This is a genomic window from Pseudoflavitalea rhizosphaerae (assembly GCF_003991355.1).
GTDB lineage: Bacteria > Bacteroidota > Bacteroidia > Chitinophagales > Chitinophagaceae > Pseudobacter > Pseudobacter rhizosphaerae.
On record NZ_RCSU01000002.1, the window covers coordinates 672,910 to 694,760 of the forward strand.

Here is a 21,851-nt window from a genome sequence, read left to right on the forward strand (position 1 = left end):
ATCATCAATCAACAGCGAAATACACAAGCCCTGTTCATGCAACAACATATTCAATCCATCGTTCAACATTTTTTTCAGAAGAACAGTCTGCACGATGTAGCGGAAGCCGATCTGCAACAGTTCACGAACGACTATCCCTATGCGATCATCGGCCAGTTCCTGCTGGCAGAAAAAATGCGCCACGATAACCAGGATGCATTTCATGACCAGGCGCTTCGCACCAGCTTATATTTCAACAATCCTGCATGGCTTTACTGGCAGTTGCAGGAACATCCCGAGGCCAATCTCGAAGGATTGAAAGCCGCCATTACCATGACCGACGAGCCCGAGCAGGATGAAGAGAAAGTGGTAGTTGCGCATACAGCACCCGCTTCAAGTGATATCACTGCCATCGAGAACAAGGCTTCTCATGCAACGCCTTCCATGAATATTTCCGATCCTGCTGTGGAGCACAAAGCCGCTATTGCCGGCCAGCCTGCTGAAGACAAAACTGAAACAGAACAAAAGCCTGCGGAACAGAAAACAGAGAACAGGGAAGGAACGCCATCAGCCGTGGCGCTGGCAGAAGCCGCAGGAGCTTCATCACCGGTTATTAACGAGATCGGGTTCGATCCCTATCATACCATCGATTATTTCGCAAGCCAGGGTATCAAACTCAAACTGGAAGAACTGGCCAAAGATAAACTGGGACAGCAATTGAAGAGCTTTACCGAGTGGCTGCGCAGCATGAAGCGCGTTGGTCCGGCAGCCATCAATGGCGCCGCACTGGACGATACCACACAGCAAACCATTCAGAACATTGCAGACACCAGTATCGAGGGCAAAGACATTGTAACTGAAGCGATGGCGGAAGTTTGGGTAAAACAGGGTAACTACCGGAAAGCCATTGCCATTTACGAGAAATTAAGTTTGCAGAATCCGGTCAAAAGCCCTTATTTTGCAGACCGTATACAACAATTAAAAGCTTTGTGATATGATGTATTTATTCCTGGTGCTGATCATTATCCTGACCGCCGTGATCAGCTTGTTCATCCTGATCCAGAATCCCAAAGGTGGTGGCCTGGCAGGTAACATCGCAGGATTTAACAACCAGTTCATGGGTGTGAAACAGACTACTGACGTCCTGGAAAAAGGAACCTGGGTAATGGCTGTTGCAATCGGCCTGCTCTGCCTGTTCTCTTCTTTTTTCATTGCCGGCGGTTCTTCCAAAGGTGGTGTTGAAGCGCCTCCTACTGCAGCTCCCAAAGCGGCTACTCCGCCTCCTGCTGCACAGCCTTCCAACACTGTTCCAATGCAACAGCCAGCAACACAGCCTTAATATTTATTACAAGTTTTTCAATATACCCTGCTGAAATCAGCAGGGTTTTTTAATTTACAGCATCAATCCGGAACATCATGTGGAAAAAACTGATACTGGGATTGCTTATCGTACTGCTGCTTGCCGCAGCTGTGATTGGTATGCGATTCTTTACCTCCAATACCACTTTTGAAAACAAACACAAATACCTGTACATCAGAACAGGACAGGCTACATTTTCTGAACTGATCAAAACGTTGCGCGACAGCAACCTGGTCAAAAACCCGGGCTCCTTCGAGTGGCTGGGCCATCGTATGGACCTTGACCAGAAAATCAAACCGGGCCGTTACGAGGTCCGCAAAGGCATGAGCCTCTTCAATATCGTACGCATGCTGCGCAACGGACAACAGAGCCCCGTAAATCTCGTGATCACCAAACTGCGCACACGCCAGGACCTGGCAGCCCTGATCGGCCGCAGGTTCGAATGCGATTCCGCTTCCGTGATGAACTATATGAACAATGCCGATTCCATGAATTTATATGGCTTCGATTCCACCAGTATCATGACCGCCATCTATCCCAATACCTATACCTACTTCTGGAACAACACTCCTACCGGCATCTTCAAAAAGTTCTTTGCAGAATACAGGAAGGTTTGGAACGATGAAAGAAAAGCAAAGGCCGGCAAACTGGGACTCACTCCCGGCCAGGTATATACGCTGGCCAGTATCGTGGAGGAAGAGACCAACGCCAATGAAGAGAAAGGCAATATCGCCAGCGTGTATTACAACCGGTATAAGAAAGGACTGAAACTGCAGGCCGATCCTACAGTTAAATTTGCGCTGGGCGATTTCACGCTGCGCAGGATCTACCTGAAACATTTGACGGCAGAGAGCCCTTACAACACCTATCGTGTAACAGGATTGCCTCCCGGGCCGATCTGTACGCCCTCACTGGTAACTATAGACGCAGTACTGGACCAGCCTGTTACCGATTATCTTTTCTTTGTAGCGAAGAGCGATTTTTCCGGCAGGCATACTTTCAGCGAAACCTACACAGAGCACCTGGTGAATGCCAAAGCATTCCAGAAAGCGCTTGACTCTGTGATGGCGAAAAGAAAAGCTGCCAAAGAAGATATCGGCACTCAAAAATAAAACCGGCAAAGCGGCATGACCAAACTTGAACGCATCTTACTCAACCTGCCTCCTGTGAAATTCCTCACAGAAAAGAGCAAGCATATCATTTTGCCGGGCTTCGACAAAGTGCCTTTGTATGATGTGATCGTTTTCTTTATTTCCGAAGTGAAAAAAGAGGGTCTTACCGAGCGGGCCTCCGCCGTGGCCTACAACTTCATCATGGCCATCCCGCCCACCTGCCTTTTCATCTTTACGCTGATCCCCAATCTTCCTTTTATTCCGAAAGATACCATCGCCACACAGTTACACAACCTGATCACAGATATGATCCCTGCACAGGAATACAACCAGGGCATCATCGATTTTGTGGATGGCTTCCTGAATCAATCCAGGGTTGGCCTCATCTCCTTCGGTTTCCTCCTGCTCATCTTCTTTGCCAGTAACGGTATGATGGGACTGATGCGCAGCTTCAACAAGAACTATGCGGGCTTCGAAAAGCGTAGCGACCTGAAGAGCCGCTGGACGGCCATCAAACTCACCTTCATCATCCTTGGCCTGCTGGTGGCCTGCCTGATCCTGCTGGCCATGCAGGGCGTGGTATTGAGATGGCTGGGCGTTGGCGCCAAATGGGCGGCCTTGCTGGCCTGGTTCCGATGGATCTTCATCATCGGCCTGGTGTTCTATGCCATCGCATTCATTTACAAATACGCACCTGCTATCCAGAAACGCTGGAAGCTATTCTCCCCCGGTTCCATCCTGGCCACTTTCCTCAGCCTGCTGGCAACACTGGGATTCAGTTTCTTCGTGAGCAATTTCGGAAAATATAACGCTCTCTATGGCTCTATTGGCACCATCATTGTGGCTATGATACTGATCTATATCAATGCCCTGGTGCTATTGATCGGATACGAGTTAAATGTAAGCATTCACTCCCTCAAAGCGCTGGCGGATGAAAGGGCGAAACACGAGACGAGCGGCGTGCCCGTTCCATGATTTTTTCGTAAACTTTGTACACATAAATAAATTGTCATGAAAAGAAAACTCCTGTTCAGCCTGATGCTGCCTGCACTGGCGATGCTGGCATTCAGATCCGGCAACGAACCACTCGCCATCGGTTCGGCTATGCCTAAGGGTGATATAGTGATGAAAGATATATCCGGCAAAGACATTTCACTGAACAATGCCCGCAAATCCAATGGACTGCTGGTGATGTTCAGCTGCAATACATGCCCTGTGGTGATCAACAACGCATCACGCGCCAATGAAGTAAGCAAATTTGCACTGGACAAAAATGTGGGCGTGATATTTCTCAATGCCAATGAAGCCAACCGTTCTGCTTCAGAATCACTCGATGCCATGAAAGCCTATGCAGCCAAAGAAGGGTTCAACTGGTACTATGCAGTTGATCAGAACAGCGAACTGGCCAATGCTTTCGGCGCCACTAAAACACCTGAATGTTTCCTCTTCGATAAATCAGGAAAGCTGGTGTACCATGGCGCCATCGATGATAGTCCTGGTAAAGCAGAGAACGTTAGCCGCAAGCACCTGCAGGAAGCCATTACAGAGATCAGTGGCGGAAAGGAAGTGAGTGTGAAGACTTCCAAATCCGTGGGATGCACTATCAAGCGACTCGGTTAAGCCCCGTTTTTAAAATCTTGGAAACAGCCCGGACCTGACAGGATCCGGGCTGTTCAGTTTTGTACAATTCCATTTTGTGGTCAGTGGTCATAGACGCGGAGCCTAGTTGCCGCAGATATACTTTATGGTTGCGTAAGGCAGATCGATATCGAGGAAATACCTGTAATTGCTTTCCCAACTGGTAGTGATATCCCTGGGCAGCAGGTAACCGATATAGGAAGATGCCCTGTAAGGGTTGTTCTTGCTGTAATCCTTATCGATCAATCTCCACCAGTTATTGGTATTGTGAATATTGTTCCTGTTATCGTACACAACGCCCGGCTTGATGAGGTTACCATTCACATCGTAATTGAACACTTGTTTCATGGTATCGCCAGGTGACTGGGGGAATATAGTGTTGGTGCGGCTGATGCGTCCAAGGGAATCATAATAGTAATCAGTTTTGCTGTAAGACATCCAGAAAGTTGGCACTCCGTTGGTGAGCTCTCCGAAATTATAGGCCGAATCATGTGTTACCCTGTTGCTGGCGTCATAGAAGAACTTTTTGTAAGTTTCAAAAGTAACACCGTTATCATATAGCCGGATATACTTGTTCATCCTTCTTTGTTCGTCATAATAAAAGAACCAGTTGGGGTCGCCGGTGCTGGTGCTGTTGGTGAGGATGCTTACAGGGTTGCCATAATAATTGTAATTGAACCGGTAATACTTTCCATTGGATAGTTTGAAGGAATCGATATTGCAATACCGTTGATCAGGCCAGTAATTGGCTGCAGCTTCGCCCGGCAGCTTTTGCACATCTGATTTTTTGTTACAGGAAACAGACAGGAGCCCGACGCCTATCGCCAGAAAGGCGGCAGCGGATCGACATACATGTAGCATAGAAGATTATAGGTTTAACTGTGAAAAAATCTTTCGATCGCGGATGTAAACAGACAAAGGCTTGAAACAGAAAAAGAAGTTTTTGAATAGGAAGATAGAATCGCGGAGTGTTGGTGCAAATTAGTGATTAAACCCGGCGCAGGATCATCTGGTATGCTGCATATGCGGAATACTGCCTTGAATAGAAGGATCATGCAACTGAATGAACAATTCCGGAGAGAAACTCTTTTCGCTCAGGGATCTGCGTTATAAAAAGAACCGGGAGAATATTTTGGGTATTGCTGGTTATTTTGCGGATGCTACCAGTGCGCGAATTTCAGGTTCCACCTGCCTGTCTGTCAACTGGCGTTCGAAGAATTTGCGGTAACCGGTGGTTTTGTTGATGAACAGCGTGGCCGGGATGCCACCACTCCATTTCTCATCCACTTTGGGACAGAAATAATCTGCGTTGCTTTCGTCCAGCCAGAAGAAGGTGGCGATGAAGTTCTTCTTTTTGATGAAAGATTGTAATCCGGCTGGATATTCTGAATCGAAATCGAGGCTCACGAGCACCAGTTCTACTTTTTCATTTTTATATTTTTCCACTCCTGCCTGCAGCCAGGGGACCTCTTCTACACAGGGTGCACACCAGGTGGCCCAGAAGCTCACTACCAGTGGATGGTCACTGCTATCGATATACGAAATGAGCTGATCGATCTTCAGTTTCTTTACGGATTGCGGGAAACAGGTAATTCCAGTCAGCAATAACAGAAAAAGAAAAATGGACCTTTTCATAATAATGAGTTTTATCAGCGTGTGCCCACGAATTTATCGGAGGGTGCTACAAATTTATCGGAGGGTGCCCAGTCGCTCGCCTCTGGCGAGTGACTTCTAATTGTTCGCCTCCGGCGAACACCGCGTCGCCGGAGGCGACTAAATAAAAGTCACTCGCCAGAGGCGAGCGACTGCCCACTCTCTATGTATTTGCATCAGGTTCCTGCAATTGCAGCTTCCAGTCTTCCAGCAGGCTATTAAGTTCCTCCCCGCTATACCTCCGCTGATCATAATGGCCCGCCAGCACTTTCTGCCGCTTTGCCTCATACAGGCTCACCGCACAGGCCACGGAAATATTCAATGACCTGATGATCCCCACCTGCGGTATTACAAAATTACCATCGGCCAGTGCGCGGATCTCATCGCTCACCCCACTGTGCTCATTCCCAAATACCAGCGCCACACTGCCTGCGGCAAAATCGATACTATACAAATCTACTGCATCACTGCTCAGGTGCGTAGTTAATATCTTCTGATATTTTGATCGAAGGGCTGCAAAACAGGCCGCTGCATCCGTGAACTGGTGTACCGTGAGCCATTTGGCCGCACTGCTGCTGCTGCGGGCGCCAAATTTCTTATGACGCGGGATCTTCGTATTCAACACATAGATCTCCTGAACCCCAACCGCATCACAAGTGCGCATCACGGCTGATATATTATGTGGATCGAATACGTTCTCCAGCACCACGCAAAGATCATTTTGACGTTTGTTCAATACAGATACCAATCGCTCGTAACGCTCGGGTGTCATATTAATAAAATTGAGATAAGTTCACCAACGCTGGCAATATTACGTGGTATTTTTAAATTATTATCTTCGTTCACAATTAATGCCACTTAAACCCAATATGGCCTATGTTGAAAAAGATCTTCAAGGTAACAGGAATTATTCTGTTGGTGCTGCTCATCATACTTTTTGCAGCGCCTTATCTTTTCAAAGACAAGATTGCCAAAATCGTTAAAGAGCAGATCAACAAGAATGTTGCTGCCAAAGTGGATTTTACAGACCTCAGCCTGAGTTTCTTCCGGCATTTCCCCAGCGCATCCGTTGCGTTGTCTGACCTGCAGGTTACAGGCCCCGAGCCCTTCGGTAAAGACACATTGATCAGCGCCAAAGAGATCTCCGCAGCCGTTGATCTTTTCAGTTTGTTTGGAGACCAGATCAAAGTTACCCGCGTGAACATTGATCAACCCAGGATCCATGCCCTCGTGAATAAAGAAGGAAAGGCCAACTGGGATATCATGCTGCCGGATACCACAACTGCAACTCCTGAAACACCTGAAGAGCCATCTTCCTTCAAAATGAATTTGAAGAAGTATGCTATCAGTGATGCATATGTGCACTACGCTGATGCCACCAGCGGAATGAGCGCCGAAATCAATCACCTCAACCACGAAGGCTCCGGCGACTTCACCGCCGATCTCTTCACGCTCAGCACCGGCACCAACGCCTCCGCAGTCACTTTCACCTATGGAGGCATCCCCTACCTTGCCAAAACGCAAACCAATATCGACCTCGATATCGAGATCGACAGCAAGAACAGCAAATACACTTTCAATACAGAAGAGATCGCATTGAACGACCTCAAGATCGCCGCCAAAGGATTCTTCCAGCTGGTGAACGACAGCACCTATAAGATGGACATCGCCTTCAATGCGCCCGGCACGGAATTCAAGAGCATCCTCAGCCTCATCCCCGCTGTATACGCCAATGATTTCGCTAAAGTGAAGACCAGCGGCAAGGCCCTGCTCAATGGATTCGTGAAAGGCACCTACAGCGGCGCACAAATGCCGGCCTATAACCTGAACCTCCTGGTGGAAAACGGATTTTTCCAATATCCCGATCTGCCCAAGCCGGTGCAGAATATCAACCTGCAGGTGAAAGTGGACAATCCCGATGGCATAACCGATAATGCCGTAGTGGAGATCCCCAAAGCGCATATCGAATTCGGCTCTGATCCTTTCGATTTCCACCTGCTGCTGAAGAAGCCTGTCACCGATCAATACATCGATGCCGGCGCCAAAGGCAAACTCGATCTCGCAGGCATCACGCAATTTGTGAAACTGCCGGATGGCACCAAACTCGCGGGCCTCGTGAATGCGGATATCGCAGCAAAAGGAAATATGGCCGTAGTGACACAACAGAAACCCGGACAATTTTCCGCGCAGGGCTTTGTAGACATCAGTAAACTATTCTATTCATCACCCGACTTCCCTGCGCCGATCCAGAATACCAGTGCACGCATCGACGTTAGTAACCCTGATGGTGTGCCAGACCATACTGTTGTGAAGATCCCTGCCGCTCACGTGGAAGTGGGAAAAGATATGGCTGACCTCACATTATCATTGCAGACGCCCGCCTCCGATCCTGCATTTGACGGTACACTCAAAGGCGGGTTCAATCTCGCCAATGTAGCGCAGTTCTACACTTTCGAGCAAGGCACTTCCTTAGCCGGACAGGTGAACGCCAATATAGCATTCAAAGGGAAGAAATCGATGATCGATAAAAGTCAGTATGATGCCATCCAGACTAACGGCACCGTACAAGCGACAAACATTTCCTATAAATCGAAGGATTACCCCGATGGCGTGAACATCACCAACAGCCTCTTCACCTTCAATCCGAAAAACGTTACCGTGAACAACCTGGCGGGTAATTTCATGCAAACGAATTTCAATGCCAATGGCAGCTTCGATAACCTCATCGGATATGCGCTGAAAGATGAACCGCTGGCCGGAACGCTCAATGTGAATGCAGACAAAGTGGATCTCAACAAATTCATGGGTACCACTGCCCCGCCTGCTGCGGAGGAGAAGAAAGACAGTGCAACCGCGCCTGCAACAGCCGGCGATCCCTTCCTCGTTCCGAAGAATATCAAATTTTCGCTCAATACAAAAGTGAACAGCCTCCACTATGACAAAGTGGATTATAAAAATATCAGCGGCTCCCTGCAACTGGCCGATGAAACCGTGTACATGAAGGATGTGAAACTGGAAGCGCTGGATGGCACCATCGGCCTCAGCGGCTCCTACTCCACCCGCGTGAACAAAAAGAAACCGGATATCGCCCTTACTTATGATGTGCAAAACCTGGACGTTCAGAAAACTTTCTTCGCTTACAATACCGTTCAGAAACTGATGCCCATCGGCAAGTTCATTGCCGGGAAGCTCACGTCGAAGATGAGTGTGAAAGGGCAACTTGGCGGCGATATGATGCCGGACCTCAGCTCACTAACGGGCGAGGGTACACTGTTTTTGCTGCAGGGCTTCCTCAGCAAATTCGGTCCGCTCGATAAACTGGCCAGCACCCTCAACCTGAGCGACCTGCAAAGTATTTCCGTAAAAGATATCAAGAATTATTTCGAGTTCGCCAATGGCAAAGTGCTGGTGAAACCTTTCAATGTTAAGGTGAAGGATATCGATATGGAGATCGGCGGTATGCACGGCCTTGATCAAAGCCTGGATTATGTGATCAACCTCAAAGTGCCCCGCGCCAAACTGGGCAGCCAGGCCAATGAACTGGTGAACAACCTGGCTTCGCAGGCCAATGCCAAAGGCATTCCCGTGAACATCAACGAAACCATCAGCTTCAAGGTGAACCTGGGCGGCTCCATTACCAATCCCGCCATCAAAACCGATCTCAAAGGTTCAGGTGGCAGCCTGGCGCAGGACATGAAAGCACAGGCCGAAGAGTTTGTGGAAGCAAAGAAACGCGCCGCCGACAGCGCACTGGCCGTAGCCAAACAACAGGCGAAGGACTCCCTGGAATCCGCGAAGAAAAAAGCTGCTGCCGCATTGAAAGATGAACTGGCCAAACAACTGAGTGGTAAGAAAGATACTTCCGGGGAGAAACAAGATATTAAGAAAGACCTGGAAAAGACGGGTAAAGGATTACTCGATAACCTACTCAAGAAAAAGAAACCAGCGGCGGATAGTACGAAGCAATGATGAAACTACCAAAAAAAATAGGGGAGCACAGGTTAATACAGCCGTTTTCCCCTATTTTTGCCCTCCTTAAAACAAACTAAGATCAGAACTTACGAATTGAATTGCTTATGGATAAACTGATTTATCTGGTTCCCGCGATGGGTGTTCTCGGGCTCCTGTACACTATGGTCAAATTCAAATGGGTTTCCCAACAGGACGCCGGTAGTGATCGGATGAAAGAGATCTCCACCTATATCGCTGACGGAGCCATGGCCTTTCTCAAAGCAGAATGGAAGATCCTGGCTTACTTTGTAGTGATTGTAGCCCTTCTCCTTGGCTTCATGGCCAGTTCCAATCCGCACTCACACTGGTCAATCGCCATTGCATTTATTATCGGAGCATTTTTCAGCGCCCTTGCAGGTTTCATCGGTATGCGCGTTGCCACCAAGGCCAACGTCCGCACTGCCAATGCCGCCCGCACCAGCCTGAAGAAAGCCCTCTCCGTTTCCTTCACAGGAGGTTCCGTGATGGGACTGGGTGTAGCCGGACTGGCTGTACTCGGCCTCGGCGGTCTCTTCATTATAGTAAAGGCCCTGCTGGTCCCCGATGGTTCTTCCGTGAACAGTGCAGACATGGTGAAAGCCATCGAAGTACTCACAGGTTTCTCCCTCGGTGCTGAATCCATCGCCCTCTTCGCCCGCGTGGGCGGAGGGATCTACACCAAGGCTGCCGACGTTGGCGCCGACCTCGTAGGTAAAGTGGAAGCAGGCATTCCGGAAGATGATCCCCGCAACCCCGCCACCATCGCCGATAACGTAGGCGATAACGTGGGCGACGTTGCCGGCATGGGCGCCGACCTCTTCGGTTCCTATGTGGCTACTGTACTGGCAACGATGGTACTGGGACAGGAAACCATTGCAGTGGATGCATTCGGTGGACTGAGCCCCATCCTTCTTCCGATGCTGATTGCCGGTATCGGTATCCTCTTCTCTATTGTAGGAACCTGGTTCGTTCGCATCAGCGATTCAGCCGGTATCAGCACAGACGCTGTTCAGAAAGCCCTCAATATGGGTAACTGGGGATCCATCGTGCTCACCGCCCTCGCTTCTGTTGGACTGGTATACTGGCTCCTTCCTGAAACGATGACCCTGCGCGGATATGAGTTCACCAAATGGGGTGTGCTCGGCGCTATCGGTGTAGGTCTTGCAGTAGGAACACTCATGAGCATCATCACTGAATACTATACGGCAATGGGTAAACGCCCGGTGCTGAGTATCGTTCGTCAGTCGGGCACCGGACATGCCACCAACGTGATCGGTGGTCTGGCTGTTGGCATGGAGTCTACACTCCTGCCGATCCTCGTGCTGGCAGGCGGTATCTATGGTTCTTATGCCTGTGCAGGCCTGTATGGCGTTGCCATCGCTGCTGCCGGTATGATGGCCACCACTGCGATGCAGCTGGCGATCGACGCCTTCGGACCTATTGCAGACAACGCAGGCGGTATCGCTGAAATGAGCGAGCTTCCCAAAGAAGTGCGTGAAAAAACCGATGTACTGGATGCAGTAGGTAATACAACTGCGGCTACTGGTAAGGGTTTTGCCATCGCCTCTGCAGCCCTCACCGCTCTTGCACTCTTCGCCGCTTATGTAGGTGTGATCAAGAACAATGGTTATGATCTCGGGGACGCTATCAATATTTATAAAGCCGATGTACTGGCTTCACTGTTCGTGGGAGCAATGATCCCCTTCATTTTCTCCGCACTCGCCATCAGGGCGGTTGGAGAAGCAGCCATGAGTATGGTGGAAGAAGTTCGTCGCCAGTTCCGCGATATCCCCGGCATCATGGAAGGAAAGGGTAAACCAGAGTACGACAAATGCGTGGCGATCTCTACAGACGCATCCATTAAAAAGATGATGCTGCCCGGCGCTATTGCTATCCTCTCTCCATTGATCATGGGCTTTGCTTTCGGTCCTGAAGCACTCGGTGGTTTCCTCGCAGGCGCTACCGTGAGTGGTGTACTGATGGGCATGTTCCAGAACAATGCAGGTGGTGCATGGGACAACGCCAAGAAATCTTTCGAGAAAGGCGTTGAGATCAACGGGCAGATCTATTATAAGAAATCAGAACCACATAAAGCATCTGTAACAGGCGATACCGTAGGTGATCCTTTCAAGGACACTTCCGGCCCTTCCATGAACATCCTCATCAAACTGATGTCGATCGTTTCACTGGTTGTGGCTCCCACCCTGGCGCAGATCCATGGATATGGCATTCCTGAAGTGAAAGCTCCCGCCAAAAAAGTGGAAAACACAACCACTGCAAAGGCCGGAGTTGTAGCTACTGCAGACAATGCCGTTGTTTATTCGGCAAAATAATCCGAAAAATTTTAAGGGATAAACTTTGAAAATATCCCCGGAAGATTTTATCTTTGTCGTTCACAACTAAGCACTATATCATACCAAATACCAAAAGTCCCTGTATTTCCATACGGGGACTTTTACATTTTACATGGTCCGTATTTGCCCGCTTAGTACCAGCTCACTACTGTCTCACTACGATCTCAGTACTATCCAGCCTGTTTTCAGTACTGTTTCACTACAATCTCACTACTATCAGACTACTTTTTCACTACTTCCTACCGCATTCCACCTGGCCTTTATATACCGCCATTCATAGAATTTCCCTCCGGTTTATCCACATATTGGTACAAATTGTAGGAGCTTCTTAACTTTTTATTACGAAACATGTCGTAAATTGAGGCAAATCATTCTATCGGTTATGGCAAATACAAAAACCATCAAGCCCACAGAGAGCGAACTGGAGATACTGAATGTGCTGTGGGTAAAAGGAACAGCCAGTGTCCGCGAAGTACATGAGGAACTGCTGAAATACAAAGAAGCGGGTTATACCACCACCCTCAAACTGATGCAGATCATGCATGAGAAAGGACTGGTGAAGAGAGATGACAGCGTGAAAACGCATATTTATCAGGCAACAGTGAGCCGGGAGAAAACCCAGAAGCACCTGGTGGGCAAAATGATCGATACGCTTTTCGGCGGATCGCCTACTGCCATGGTGATGCAGGCGCTGGGCAATCACAAAGCCTCTCCCGAAGAACTGGAATCCATCCAGCAAATGATCAACAACCTGAAAAAACAATAGAAGGATGAACCAAGTTTACCAATCCGCTTTCCTCAAAGCATTGGGATGGTCATTAATAGACAGCTTGTGGCAAATGGGATTGCTGTGGTTGTTATATGTAGTGCTGACTGCTAATGGAAAACGTTATCAATCCCACCAGCGGCATACTATTGCCCTTTTATCCCTGGCCGGAGGTTCACTCTGGTTCCTGGTTTCACTGGTGATGAATTTTTACGAAGCCGCTGCCGCGCCGGTTGTATACAACTGGTACCAGGGCGCAGCAGCTCCTGTAATAGATCACGGTTTCTTCGGCAATCTTTCCAGGAATATCGAATCAGCCCTCCCCTTCCTGTCTATCGGCTATCTGCTTGCAGCGGCCTGGTTATTCATCCGTTTCTACTATCGATACAATTATACACGGCGTTTACTCAAAGCTGATATGATGAAGGCCGCGCCCGAACTGCGCGTTTTCCTTCAGCAGGCTGCCGGCCGTATGGGCATCAACAAGAAAGTAGCACTCTGGCTCTCCGCCGCCGCAGAAGCGCCCATGACACTGGGTTTCTGGAAACCAGTGATCCTGCTGCCCATCTCCATCGTGAACCATCTCAGTATCCAGCAAACTGAAGCTATCCTGCTGCATGAACTGAAACATATCAAACGCAACGATTACCTCATCAATATCTTAATGGCTTGTGTAGACGTAGTATTGTTTTTCAATCCATTTGCTCAATGGATCTCCGCTGCCATCCGCCGCGAACGCGAGAACAGCTGCGACGACCTGGTTCTGCAGTTCCGCTACGATCCCGCACAGTACGCCACTTCCCTGCTGGTATTGGAGCAACAACGCTCCGCCACACAACAAACGCTGGCCGTGGCCGCCACCGGCAGTAAAACACCGGCGCTCCTGCATCGCGTAAAACGCATCCTACACCAGGAACAGGTATGCACTCCCGTTAGTCATCGTATGGTGGCATACCTGCTCACGGCTTTGCTGTTCGGATTCGTTGGTTTGTACAACCCGGGCAATGTGATCGTCAAAAAGATCTATCCCGTAGTGTTCAGTACAGATGCCACCCCCCAGTTTGCCAGTTACGAGCCTGCTCCCGAAGAAAAAGAAACGCCCGGAAAAGTAGTGACAACTAAAAAACAGAAAAAAAACTACACTTCCGTTCAACCCGCAGCAACACCCGGACCTCTTCCATCAATTCATATTCTCACTGCCAGCGAAGCAGAGGAGCTACTCCGCCTCGCAGCTGGTATCGAGATCGCTGGTATGATGGAACGCAAGCTGGCGGAACAACAGCGACTGATTGAAGAACATCAGCGCCAATTGGCAGCACAACAGCACCAGGTACAATTCCAGATCCGGATCACTGCGGTAAGCAACCAGGCAAGTCTTGATGCCAGGGATTTCACCCTTGCCAATCAGGCCACCGTTCTCTGCGAACCCGCCAACAGTGCAGAGATCAAACCTTATGTTCCCCGTAACAGTTTCGCGTATCAATACATGCAGGACAGCTGCACTCCAAAAATATATACAGAGGCCAACAGGCTGCAGGCCGAGGCCAGGGAAGCCATTACCCGCGCAATGACAGCATTGAATGAAGTGGACCTGACCAGGCTGGAAAGCGAACTGAAAGCAAAAGGCATCGAGCTCCATGCCAACCAGATCCGCCAGGAACTGCACAAGGCTTTCATGGAGATCACCATGAAACGCCTCTGTGAAGGCGCTCTCAATTCAGCCGAAGATGTACGCGCGATGTATGCAAAAGCACAGGCCGAATGGCAGAAAAAACTGGAAAACTTTCAGCGCGACCGTGCCAAAAAGCGTGCTGAGCAGGACGCTTTACGCAGAAAGATCGTAGAAGAGCGACTGATGGAAAACGCGAAACCTGAGCTGAAAAAAGCGATCAATAACAAGTCTGTAGACATTTAATTAATCCTCTTAACTATTCTTCGGGTTCCTGCAGATCGGATGGACCGGTCAGCAACTCCCGTATAATTGCAGCCATCTACTTAAAGCACTGTTCCGCACCCAATCCCCAGCTCTGGGTGTAGTTCACGGAATAATATTCTCGACCATTAGTACTGACAGGAAGGCACAAACTGAACCTGCGATCTGGGCTGTATAGATATGAGCATATACAACAACGGGATTTTCTGCCAGGATATGGATCCCTTTGTTACTGATACCCTCCTGGTCCAGGAAAGCATCATGGATTACTTCAGGTACCACGGTTACCTGATTGGCATTCACCACAAATGTTCCGATAGTGATAACCATCGCAGGGATCTCCACCAACACCCTGATGCCTACAACAGAAGTAATATAAATGTCCATCTCCGGCAAACTGGCCGTATACATTTGTTGATGACCATGTAGCCGAGCCAGAACTCTTTCCCCTTTATAGGTGAAGTCCTGCCCCCAGGCAAAAGAATAAAAAAGAAGCCGCACAGCAGCAGGACTTTTGACATGCAAGTGATCAGGAAACGAGTAAGCGACCACCTCCCTGCCCCTGGATATATAAATAATATCAAATACAAATTTGAGGATATGCGAGGGAAGCTATTACCTCGAAAGTAACCAACGGGCATTTTTTCCTTCACAGAAAATGAGGTCCAGCACGGAGCAATTGGGAACAAATCCGAGGCGGTCTGCAAAAACCTGGCTATACTTTACAGGGTCCGGGAATGCCTGATTGATGGTTTGAGGAAGCACCTTATTCCGGAGGTCGAGCCATTCGGCCGGGTCATAATTTTCCTGGTAGCCTGATGACAGTTCCATCGTAAAATCCCCATCCATTTTTGCCGCCGCCCATTGCCAGCAGGCCAGGTTCCAATCCAGCAGCCATTCAAATTTTTTCTCATATAACTCAACCAGTTCCTGTTCAAAATACTGGAACCAGGGACTCCGGTTATAACAGCTTTTCAGGGTCTTGAAATGTTGCGATTGCCAGGCCGCGTCATTGGCAATCCGGACTTCCTTCATAGGCCTCCGTTGTTCCCGGCCATCCACCAGGGGAACACTGAGAAGGATGGGACCATTGGAGCCCAACACCACCGCCCGGTTACGAAAACTCATTTTTTGATAGCGATCATATGAATCAAAAACGATATGCTTCAAATTTGTAGAAACCTGCCATAAGATAACCGGTGCAAAATATTGACAATCAACAATTAATTTCATTATTATTCTAGTATTTCAAATTTTGTTTAATCTCGTTCGAAAATCTTGTAATTATGGGGATTTTTACCCGGTTTTATATTTGATTTAAATCATCAATAACTTTCATAATCATATTTATAAATAGTTACTTACAATTAAATTATAAGTCTAAAATTTTTAGTTGCTCAATTTCCTGCTGGTTACCTGCTTGTCACCCTGCATTTTCTAAAAGAATTAGCAAACAAATTCCTAAAAATACAACTCCTTTTTGGCAGAAAAAATTAATCCGGTACTTTGTGGTCCATAAAGTTTCCTGCATGAAAAAAGCGCCCTGGTTGCTCCTGCTCCCACTCCTCTGGTTGGGTTGGCTCGGATGTGCAAAACCGACCTCTCTCGATTATCTGGGTATCCGGAATGTGAAAGTGTTAACGATGGGATGGAAGGAATCGACGGTTGCCGTTGATGTGGAATATTACAATCCGAACGGCTATCCCCTGACCCTGAAAAATGCCGAAGTGAACGTTTTCGTGAATGACCGGTATTTCGGAAAATCCACATTCGACAGCACCCTGAAAATTCCGAGGCTGGACACTTTTATGATGCCCGTAAAGTTGACTGTCGACATGGCGAATACCGGGATCAGTCTGCTCCAGAACCTTAGTTCGGAGGAGGTAATGATCCGGCTGGAAGGGAGTGCAAAAATTGGAAGAAGTGGAATTTTTATCAATTACCCTATCAAATATGAAGGGAAACAAAAGCTCGGATTTTGATATTTTGAGCCCATTTTAAATGACCTGGTCCGGCAGTAATCCGCCGGATTTTTTTTCCGGTCCGGCCGTTTTTTTCCAATTCCGTGGGCTCTGGCTTCGGTTATTTATTGAAGCCCAGGGAAGCAAAAATGTGGGGTTGAATGAACCAGGTCCGGGTTAATTTGAATGATAATTTTCCTTAATCCGGAGAGCCTCACCGGATTATCGAGGCCTGGAATTTTCTTCATTTAACAGAAAACCTGTGGGCTCATGGTTCGGAAAATCAGCTGACCCTTACCGTAATATTGTCCATCTTTTCGGAATTTGCCGGAAGAAAAACCTCAGATCCTCATCAACGTAAAGCGGTTCAAAGAATAAAAAAATGAACCCTCTGAGCGTCCATAATTCAATGATTTCCCTTCCCGCTGCTGCTGAATTCCTGCAGGAAATTATGGCGTCAGGCTCTCAAAAAACGCAGATCTTAAATTGAAAATTTACCTGCTGCAGGTCCATATTTCATTTACTAACAGCCAGGGACAGTTCTAAAACGACCTGACATTACAGCAGATTTTTTTCATAGCCAGGCTTTCCCGGCGCCACTTCTCCTTCGCGGAATCGTCCGTAGCAACGATATTCCGCGCTAAAAAGTCAATGAAAAATTCTATTGAAACGGTATTGATTCCGCAAACAAAAAGGGCCAACCTAATCGGTCAGCCCTTCACTTATTGAAAAAATTAATTACTGTTTTTTATCGTCCCCGTCTGCCGGTTTCTGGCAGCACTTAGGCAATTTCTTATATGCTTCTTCATCAGCCTTCACATCATCCGCATCATAGCCGATATTGGCAATGGCAGTCTTGATATTCTCGATATTCTGACGTTCTGCAAGGAAAGTAACCTTCGTTCTCTTATGTTTATAATCCACGTTCACTTTTTGAACGCCCTCTTCACGCAGGAGATATTTCTCTATGCGCTCTTTACACATCTGACATTGAACGGTGGGGGTCTGAATGGTCACGGTCTGGCTACCCTTTTTCTGCTGGGCCACCCCCATTGCAGTGATCCCCAGAACGGCCACCATAAGTAAAAGGATTTTCTTCATAACAGTATTCGATTTACTCCAAATGTACTTATTTCCCCTGCCAGTTCGCAGGGTCTTCGCGCCATTTTAACAAAATACCTTCCTGCTCCCTGCTCACTATTCCTTTTTCAATGGCCAGTTCGATCAGCGTAGGGTAATCGGTGAGAGAGCGGTAATCCACTCCTGCTTTTGCAAACGCTTCTGAGGCAACAGGGAATCCGTAGGTAAAGATGCTTACCATACCAACGATGTTCAGACCGGCATTCTTCAATACATCAACTACCTGGAGACTACTTTTGCCGGTGGAAACCAGGTCTTCGATCACCACCACCTTCTGTCCGGGTGTGAAATATCCTTCGATCTGGTTGCCCAGCCCATGCTCTTTAGGTTTGGGTCGAACATAAATATAAGGTAGTTTCAGCTGGTCTGCCGCCATAGCGCCCCAGGGTATACCGGCGGTGGCTACGCCAGCCATCAGCTCACCATCAGGGAACTCTTCAAATACCACATTACACATTTCAGATTTTACAAATTCGCGGATATAAGGAAAGCTCAGCGCCTTGCGATTATCGCAATAGATCGGGCTCTTCCAGCCCGAAGCCCAGGTAAATGGTTGCTCGAGATTTAATTTAATAGCATTAATTTGTAATAACTTTTCAGCGACTGCTTTTTTGTTCGGTGCCATAATATTGATTTATTCCTGGTTGCGGCGAAATTGAAATTTGAAAAGGGAAAAGCGAAAATTATTTATGCACATTATCATATACTTTAACGACAAGCCTTTATTCCTGACCGATACCATCACGGATGAGATCGCTCCCTTTGCCCATCACGATGATGCCGTTTACATGGATGAGCTCTCCTCTCCGGGCGTCAATTCCATGATCCACGAAATGAAGCAGGAAAAAGTGCATGCCGGTATTTATTTCCACGACGATATCGATCAACTCAAAAAAGCCTTCTGGCGCAAATTCATGCTTATTAAAGCAGCAGGAGGATTGGTACAGAACGAAGATAAAGACGTGCTGATGATGTTCCGCCGTGGTAAATGGGATCTGCCCAAAGGCAAGATGGACCCGGGTGAAACGCCTGCACAGAGCGCTTTACGTGAAGTACAGGAAGAAACAGGGCTGGCCGATGTTACCCTGGGAACTCCACTCACCACCACATATCATACCTACGATGATGCCGGTCATCATATCCTCAAAGAAACTTTCTGGTTCAATATGACGGCACCGAAATCCCAGGCGCTGGTGCCGCAACTGGAAGAACAGATCACGGAACTGGTATGGGCCAATCCGAAAGCATTGAAAGAATACACAAAGAATACTTTCCCTTCAGTGAAAGAATGCCTGCAGAAAGCAGGGTATTGAGTTTACACACGCTGTGCCCACTCGCTCGCCTCCCGGCGAGTGAGTTTTATTTAGTCGCCTCTGGCGACGCGGTGTTCGCCGGAGGCGAGCGACTGCCAGCTCTCCGCCCTTTTAGTCACCCCCAACTGGCAGCACGCTGTTATTTCTTTGGAAGAATTGCTACAGTAAGTCTGCTGATACAAATCAGGTTTTGATTACCGTCAACAATCCTAATATCCCATACATGTGTTGAACGCCCGATATGAATGGGGATTGCTGTGCCGGTAACAAATCCTTCAGAAACGCTGCGGATATGATTGGCGTTGATCTCAAGTCCAACGCAGATGAACTTTTCAGTATCTATCACCAGCGCAGAACCAATACTGCCGAGGGTTTCAGCCAGTACGCAGGATGCGCCGCCATGAAGAATACCATAAGGTTGGTTGGTGCGATGATCTACAGGGATACTTGCTTTAATGAAATCCGGCCCCAGCTCCGTGAACTCGAGCCCTATATGCTCAGCCATGTTCGATTGCCGGAGATGATGCACATGCTCAAGGGTAACATCTTTCTGAAACCAGATCATAGACTTAGCTTTTAGACTTGACAGGCTGCTGGCTGATGCTGGCCGCCACTTCTTTGGGCAGGAACTGCATTACATCGCCTCCATTCTTCAGCACATCACGTACAAGTGTAGAGGCTACGGAAGTGTATTGGGGAAGGCAGGTGAGGAAAACGGTCTCGATATTCTGGTCAAGGCTGCGGTTCATATCTGCAATCGCCTTTTCATATTCGAAATCGTTCACATAGCGGATGCCTCTGAGGATGAACTGTGCTCCTACCTGCTGGCAGGCGTTCACAGTGAGGCCTTCGTATACTACTGCACTTACTTTGGGATCGTTTTTGAAGATCTCGCGGATCCAGCCAAGACGCTGTTCCTCGGTGAACATGGGCACTTTATTGATATTACGGCCGATACCGATCACCAGTTTGTCGAATAACGGCAAGGCACGGTTGATAATATCAAGGTGACCGATTGTGATAGGATCAAAGGTCCCGGGGAACAAAGCGATTCTTTGCATGGCAATGCATTAAAGTTTAGCAAATCAGGATGCCGCTGGCACATCCCTACCTCCCGAAAGCAGGTATAGGGCAGCCATTCTCACGGCCACACCATTCTCCACCTGGTTCAGGATGATCGATTGCCCGCTGTCTGCCACATCACTATCCAGCTCCACCCCTCTGTTGATAGGTCCGGGGTGCATGATCACAACTTCTTTATTGAGGCTTTCCAGCAGTCTTTTATTGATTCCATAAGCCAGGTTGTATTCCCTGAGTGAAGAGAAGAGCACCTGGTTCTGTCTTTCCAGTTGAATACGCAGCACATTGGCCACATCGCACCATTCCAGCGCCTTTCTAAGATTGTATTCCACGCGCACATCGAAGGCTTCCCGGATATGTTTGGGGATCAGTGTGGGCGGCCCTGCCACCATCACTTCCGCTCCCATTTTTTTCAGGAGGTACATATTGCTCATCGCAACACGGGAATGCATGATATCACCAATGATAGCCACTTTCAAACCTTCCAGCTTTCCCAGTCTTTCGCGCATGGAGAAAGCATCCAGCAATCCCTGTGTGGGGTGCTCATTGATACCGTCGCCGGCATTGATGATGGCTGCGGGAATATGCCTGGCCAGAAAATGGGGGGCCCCGGTTGCGCTGTGACGCATCACTACCATATCCACTTTCATGGAAAGGATGTTATTGACAGTATCCAGAAGCGTTTCACCTTTGGAAACGGAAGAGCCGGAAGCGGTAAAATTGATGGTATCGGCGCTTAGCCTTTTTTCGGCCAGCTCGAAGGAGATTCTTGTGCGGGTGGAATTCTCGTAAAATAAATTCACAATTGTCACATCTCTCAAAGAAGGCACCTTTTTGATAGGGCGCTGTAACACTTCCTTGAATTCTGTGGCAGTGTCTAAAATAATCTGAATATCCTCGCGGGTTAGATCCCTGATACCGAGCAGATGTTTTACAGAAAGTCGCATTTCAGGGGGCGAAGTTAAAGGAAAAATCAATACATGTCATCAGGACCTCCGAGAAGGCCAACTTCGTCCTTTCCATCCTTCTCTTTCCAGAAAACTTTCACTTTCTGGGAGATAATGGAATCGATGGACCTGCCTACATAATCGGCCTGGATGGGAAGCTGCCTGCTGAAGCGGCGGTCTACCAGCACACAGAGCTCCACTTTTGCTGGCCTGCCGAAATCCAGCAGGGCGTCCAGCGCGGCGCGGATGGTACGGCCGGTATACAGCACGTCGTCTATCAGGATTACATTCTTGTTCTCGATGCTGAATGATATATCGGTGTGATTGGGAACATGCAATTCCCTGCGCACATCATCACGGTAAAAAGTAATGTCCAGTTTTCCATACTGCACGGTGCCGGGTGGCACAATCTGACGGATCTCCTGCACCACACGGTCGCTCACAAAAACGCCGCGCGGCTGAATACCGATAAGAACAGTATTTTCCAGGTTGGTATGGTTCTCCAGGATCTGGTGACTTAATCTCTTGATGGTAATGGCCAGTTGCTGCTCGTTCAATACAGTTTTCAAACCCGAAATTTTTATAAAAATACTTCAAAGAGGCAAAATAACACCAAATTATTGGA

At 48.2% G+C, this 21,851-nt stretch carries 22 protein-coding genes; 11 read left to right on the plus strand and 11 right to left on the minus strand.

Features of this window, described 5'->3' with window-relative positions; genetic code table 11:
- The first annotated feature begins 36 nt into the window (after positions 1–36).
- From D9Y29_RS05365 to D9Y29_RS05385, 5 genes are all read left to right on the plus strand, one after another.
- A complete protein-coding gene (locus D9Y29_RS05365) occupies positions 37–972 on the plus strand; it encodes a tetratricopeptide repeat-containing protein (protein ID WP_127125758.1) in 936 nt (311 codons plus the stop codon).
- A 1-nt stretch (position 973) separates the two neighbouring features.
- A complete protein-coding gene (gene secG / locus D9Y29_RS05370) occupies positions 974–1,318 on the plus strand; it encodes a preprotein translocase subunit SecG (RefSeq protein ID WP_127125759.1) in 345 nt (114 codons plus the stop codon).
- Between the two features lie 77 nt (positions 1,319–1,395).
- The gene (mltG, locus tag D9Y29_RS05375; protein ID WP_127125761.1) at positions 1,396–2,451 is read left to right on the plus strand and encodes an endolytic transglycosylase MltG; all 1,056 of its coding nucleotides are present in this window, start codon (positions 1,396–1,398) and stop codon (positions 2,449–2,451) included.
- Between the two features lie 15 nt (positions 2,452–2,466).
- Positions 2,467–3,426 (plus strand): YihY/virulence factor BrkB family protein, encoded by a 960-nt coding sequence (locus D9Y29_RS05380; protein WP_127125763.1) that lies wholly within the window; start codon positions 2,467–2,469, stop codon positions 3,424–3,426.
- A 36-nt stretch (positions 3,427–3,462) separates the two neighbouring features.
- Positions 3,463–4,071, plus strand: coding sequence for a thioredoxin family protein (locus D9Y29_RS05385; protein ID WP_127125765.1), 609 nt, complete (start codon positions 3,463–3,465; stop codon positions 4,069–4,071).
- Positions 4,072–4,173: 102 nt separating this feature from the next.
- Here the strand turns inward: D9Y29_RS05385 and D9Y29_RS05390 are convergent, their stop codons facing one another.
- The 3 genes from D9Y29_RS05390 to D9Y29_RS05400 form a co-directional block, all read right to left on the minus strand.
- Positions 4,174–4,866 (minus strand): hypothetical protein, encoded by a 693-nt coding sequence (locus tag D9Y29_RS05390; protein ID WP_127125767.1) that lies wholly within the window; start codon positions 4,864–4,866, stop codon positions 4,174–4,176.
- 369 nt (positions 4,867–5,235) lie between these two features.
- Positions 5,236–5,724: a TlpA disulfide reductase family protein gene (locus tag D9Y29_RS05395; protein ID WP_127125769.1), complete on the minus strand. Its 489-nt coding sequence runs from the start codon at positions 5,722–5,724 to the stop codon at positions 5,236–5,238.
- 181 nt (positions 5,725–5,905) lie between these two features.
- A complete protein-coding gene (locus D9Y29_RS05400) occupies positions 5,906–6,514 on the minus strand; it encodes a TrmH family RNA methyltransferase (protein ID WP_127125771.1) in 609 nt (202 codons plus the stop codon).
- A 104-nt stretch (positions 6,515–6,618) separates the two neighbouring features.
- Between D9Y29_RS05400 and D9Y29_RS05405 the strand changes: the two genes are divergently transcribed.
- The 4 genes from D9Y29_RS05405 (at position 6,619) to D9Y29_RS05420 (ending at position 14,767) form a co-directional block, all read left to right on the plus strand.
- Positions 6,619–9,711: an AsmA family protein gene (locus D9Y29_RS05405; RefSeq protein WP_127125773.1), complete on the plus strand. Its 3,093-nt coding sequence runs from the start codon at positions 6,619–6,621 to the stop codon at positions 9,709–9,711.
- A 107-nt stretch (positions 9,712–9,818) separates the two neighbouring features.
- Positions 9,819–12,065: a sodium-translocating pyrophosphatase gene (locus tag D9Y29_RS05410; RefSeq protein WP_127125775.1), complete on the plus strand. Its 2,247-nt coding sequence runs from the start codon at positions 9,819–9,821 to the stop codon at positions 12,063–12,065.
- A gap of 403 nt (positions 12,066–12,468) precedes the next feature.
- On the plus strand, positions 12,469–12,852 hold the full coding sequence (locus D9Y29_RS05415; RefSeq protein ID WP_127125777.1) for a BlaI/MecI/CopY family transcriptional regulator: 384 nt from the start codon (positions 12,469–12,471) through the stop codon (positions 12,850–12,852).
- A 4-nt stretch (positions 12,853–12,856) separates the two neighbouring features.
- A complete protein-coding gene (locus D9Y29_RS05420; protein ID WP_127125779.1) occupies positions 12,857–14,767 on the plus strand; it encodes a M56 family metallopeptidase in 1,911 nt (636 codons plus the stop codon).
- Positions 14,768–14,890: 123 nt separating this feature from the next.
- Here the strand turns inward: D9Y29_RS05420 and D9Y29_RS05425 are convergent, their stop codons facing one another.
- Together D9Y29_RS05425 and D9Y29_RS05430 are read right to left on the minus strand one after the other, a co-directional pair.
- On the minus strand, positions 14,891–15,172 hold the full coding sequence (locus D9Y29_RS05425) for a hypothetical protein (protein WP_164735265.1): 282 nt from the start codon (positions 15,170–15,172) through the stop codon (positions 14,891–14,893).
- A gap of 228 nt (positions 15,173–15,400) precedes the next feature.
- Entirely contained in the window at positions 15,401–16,018 is a 618-nt protein-coding gene (locus tag D9Y29_RS05430) for a WbqC family protein (RefSeq protein ID WP_127125783.1), read from the minus strand.
- A 296-nt stretch (positions 16,019–16,314) separates the two neighbouring features.
- On the opposite strand from D9Y29_RS05430, the gene D9Y29_RS05435 reads away from it, so the two are divergent.
- Positions 16,315–16,767 carry an LEA/WHy family protein gene (locus tag D9Y29_RS05435; protein WP_127125785.1) on the plus strand — a complete coding sequence of 151 codons (453 nt, stop codon included), beginning with the start codon at positions 16,315–16,317 and terminating at the stop codon, positions 16,765–16,767.
- Positions 16,768–17,484: 717 nt separating this feature from the next.
- Here D9Y29_RS05435 and D9Y29_RS05440 read toward each other — a convergent pair.
- A complete protein-coding gene (locus D9Y29_RS05440; RefSeq protein WP_127125787.1) occupies positions 17,485–17,847 on the minus strand; it encodes a heavy-metal-associated domain-containing protein in 363 nt (120 codons plus the stop codon).
- Between the two features lie 28 nt (positions 17,848–17,875).
- Entirely contained in the window at positions 17,876–18,511 is a 636-nt protein-coding gene (gene pyrE / locus D9Y29_RS05445; RefSeq protein WP_127125789.1) for an orotate phosphoribosyltransferase, read from the minus strand.
- Positions 18,512–18,575: 64 nt separating this feature from the next.
- Between pyrE and D9Y29_RS05450 the strand changes: the two genes are divergently transcribed.
- A complete protein-coding gene (locus D9Y29_RS05450; RefSeq protein ID WP_127125791.1) occupies positions 18,576–19,199 on the plus strand; it encodes an NUDIX hydrolase in 624 nt (207 codons plus the stop codon).
- Between the two features lie 139 nt (positions 19,200–19,338).
- On the opposite strand, the gene D9Y29_RS05455 is transcribed toward D9Y29_RS05450, so the two are convergent.
- The 4 genes from D9Y29_RS05455 to pyrR are packed head-to-tail and all read right to left on the minus strand — an operon-like array spanning position 19,339 to position 21,795.
- A complete protein-coding gene (locus D9Y29_RS05455) occupies positions 19,339–19,764 on the minus strand; it encodes a hotdog fold thioesterase (RefSeq protein WP_127125793.1) in 426 nt (141 codons plus the stop codon).
- Positions 19,765–19,768: 4 nt separating this feature from the next.
- The gene (gene coaD, locus D9Y29_RS05460) at positions 19,769–20,260 is read right to left on the minus strand and encodes a pantetheine-phosphate adenylyltransferase (protein WP_127125795.1); all 492 of its coding nucleotides are present in this window, start codon (positions 20,258–20,260) and stop codon (positions 19,769–19,771) included.
- A gap of 24 nt (positions 20,261–20,284) precedes the next feature.
- Entirely contained in the window at positions 20,285–21,226 is a 942-nt protein-coding gene (locus D9Y29_RS05465; RefSeq protein ID WP_127125797.1) for an aspartate carbamoyltransferase catalytic subunit, read from the minus strand.
- 26 nt (positions 21,227–21,252) lie between these two features.
- The gene (gene pyrR / locus D9Y29_RS05470; RefSeq protein WP_127125799.1) at positions 21,253–21,795 is read right to left on the minus strand and encodes a bifunctional pyr operon transcriptional regulator/uracil phosphoribosyltransferase PyrR; all 543 of its coding nucleotides are present in this window, start codon (positions 21,793–21,795) and stop codon (positions 21,253–21,255) included.
- Positions 21,796–21,851: the final 56 nt, after the last annotated feature.

Bases quoted from the DNA above. Each gene is read 5' to 3' on its own strand.
- D9Y29_RS05365 (WP_127125758.1), top strand. From the start codon at position 37: ATGCAACAACATATTCAATCCATCGTTCAACATTTTTTTCAGAAGAAC.
- secG (WP_127125759.1), top strand. From the start codon at position 974: ATGATGTATTTATTCCTGGTGCTGATCATTATCCTGACCGCCGTGATC.
- mltG (WP_127125761.1), top strand. From the start codon at position 1,396: ATGTGGAAAAAACTGATACTGGGATTGCTTATCGTACTGCTGCTTGCC.
- D9Y29_RS05380 (WP_127125763.1), top strand. From the start codon at position 2,467: ATGACCAAACTTGAACGCATCTTACTCAACCTGCCTCCTGTGAAATTC.
- D9Y29_RS05385 (WP_127125765.1), top strand. From the start codon at position 3,463: ATGAAAAGAAAACTCCTGTTCAGCCTGATGCTGCCTGCACTGGCGATG.
- D9Y29_RS05395 (WP_127125769.1), bottom strand. From the start codon at position 5,724: ATGAAAAGGTCCATTTTTCTTTTTCTGTTATTGCTGACTGGAATTACC.
- D9Y29_RS05400 (WP_127125771.1), bottom strand. From the start codon at position 6,514: ATGACACCCGAGCGTTACGAGCGATTGGTATCTGTATTGAACAAACGT.
- D9Y29_RS05405 (WP_127125773.1), top strand. From the start codon at position 6,619: ATGTTGAAAAAGATCTTCAAGGTAACAGGAATTATTCTGTTGGTGCTG.
- D9Y29_RS05410 (WP_127125775.1), top strand. From the start codon at position 9,819: ATGGATAAACTGATTTATCTGGTTCCCGCGATGGGTGTTCTCGGGCTC.
- D9Y29_RS05415 (WP_127125777.1), top strand. From the start codon at position 12,469: ATGGCAAATACAAAAACCATCAAGCCCACAGAGAGCGAACTGGAGATA.
- D9Y29_RS05420 (WP_127125779.1), top strand. From the start codon at position 12,857: ATGAACCAAGTTTACCAATCCGCTTTCCTCAAAGCATTGGGATGGTCA.
- D9Y29_RS05425 (WP_164735265.1), bottom strand. From the start codon at position 15,172: ATGGACATTTATATTACTTCTGTTGTAGGCATCAGGGTGTTGGTGGAG.
- D9Y29_RS05430 (WP_127125783.1), bottom strand. From the start codon at position 16,018: ATGAAATTAATTGTTGATTGTCAATATTTTGCACCGGTTATCTTATGG.
- D9Y29_RS05435 (WP_127125785.1), top strand. From the start codon at position 16,315: ATGAAAAAAGCGCCCTGGTTGCTCCTGCTCCCACTCCTCTGGTTGGGT.
- D9Y29_RS05440 (WP_127125787.1), bottom strand. From the start codon at position 17,847: ATGAAGAAAATCCTTTTACTTATGGTGGCCGTTCTGGGGATCACTGCA.
- pyrE (WP_127125789.1), bottom strand. From the start codon at position 18,511: ATGGCACCGAACAAAAAAGCAGTCGCTGAAAAGTTATTACAAATTAAT.
- D9Y29_RS05450 (WP_127125791.1), top strand. From the start codon at position 18,576: ATGCACATTATCATATACTTTAACGACAAGCCTTTATTCCTGACCGAT.
- D9Y29_RS05455 (WP_127125793.1), bottom strand. From the start codon at position 19,764: ATGATCTGGTTTCAGAAAGATGTTACCCTTGAGCATGTGCATCATCTC.
- coaD (WP_127125795.1), bottom strand. From the start codon at position 20,260: ATGCAAAGAATCGCTTTGTTCCCCGGGACCTTTGATCCTATCACAATC.
- D9Y29_RS05465 (WP_127125797.1), bottom strand. From the start codon at position 21,226: ATGCGACTTTCTGTAAAACATCTGCTCGGTATCAGGGATCTAACCCGC.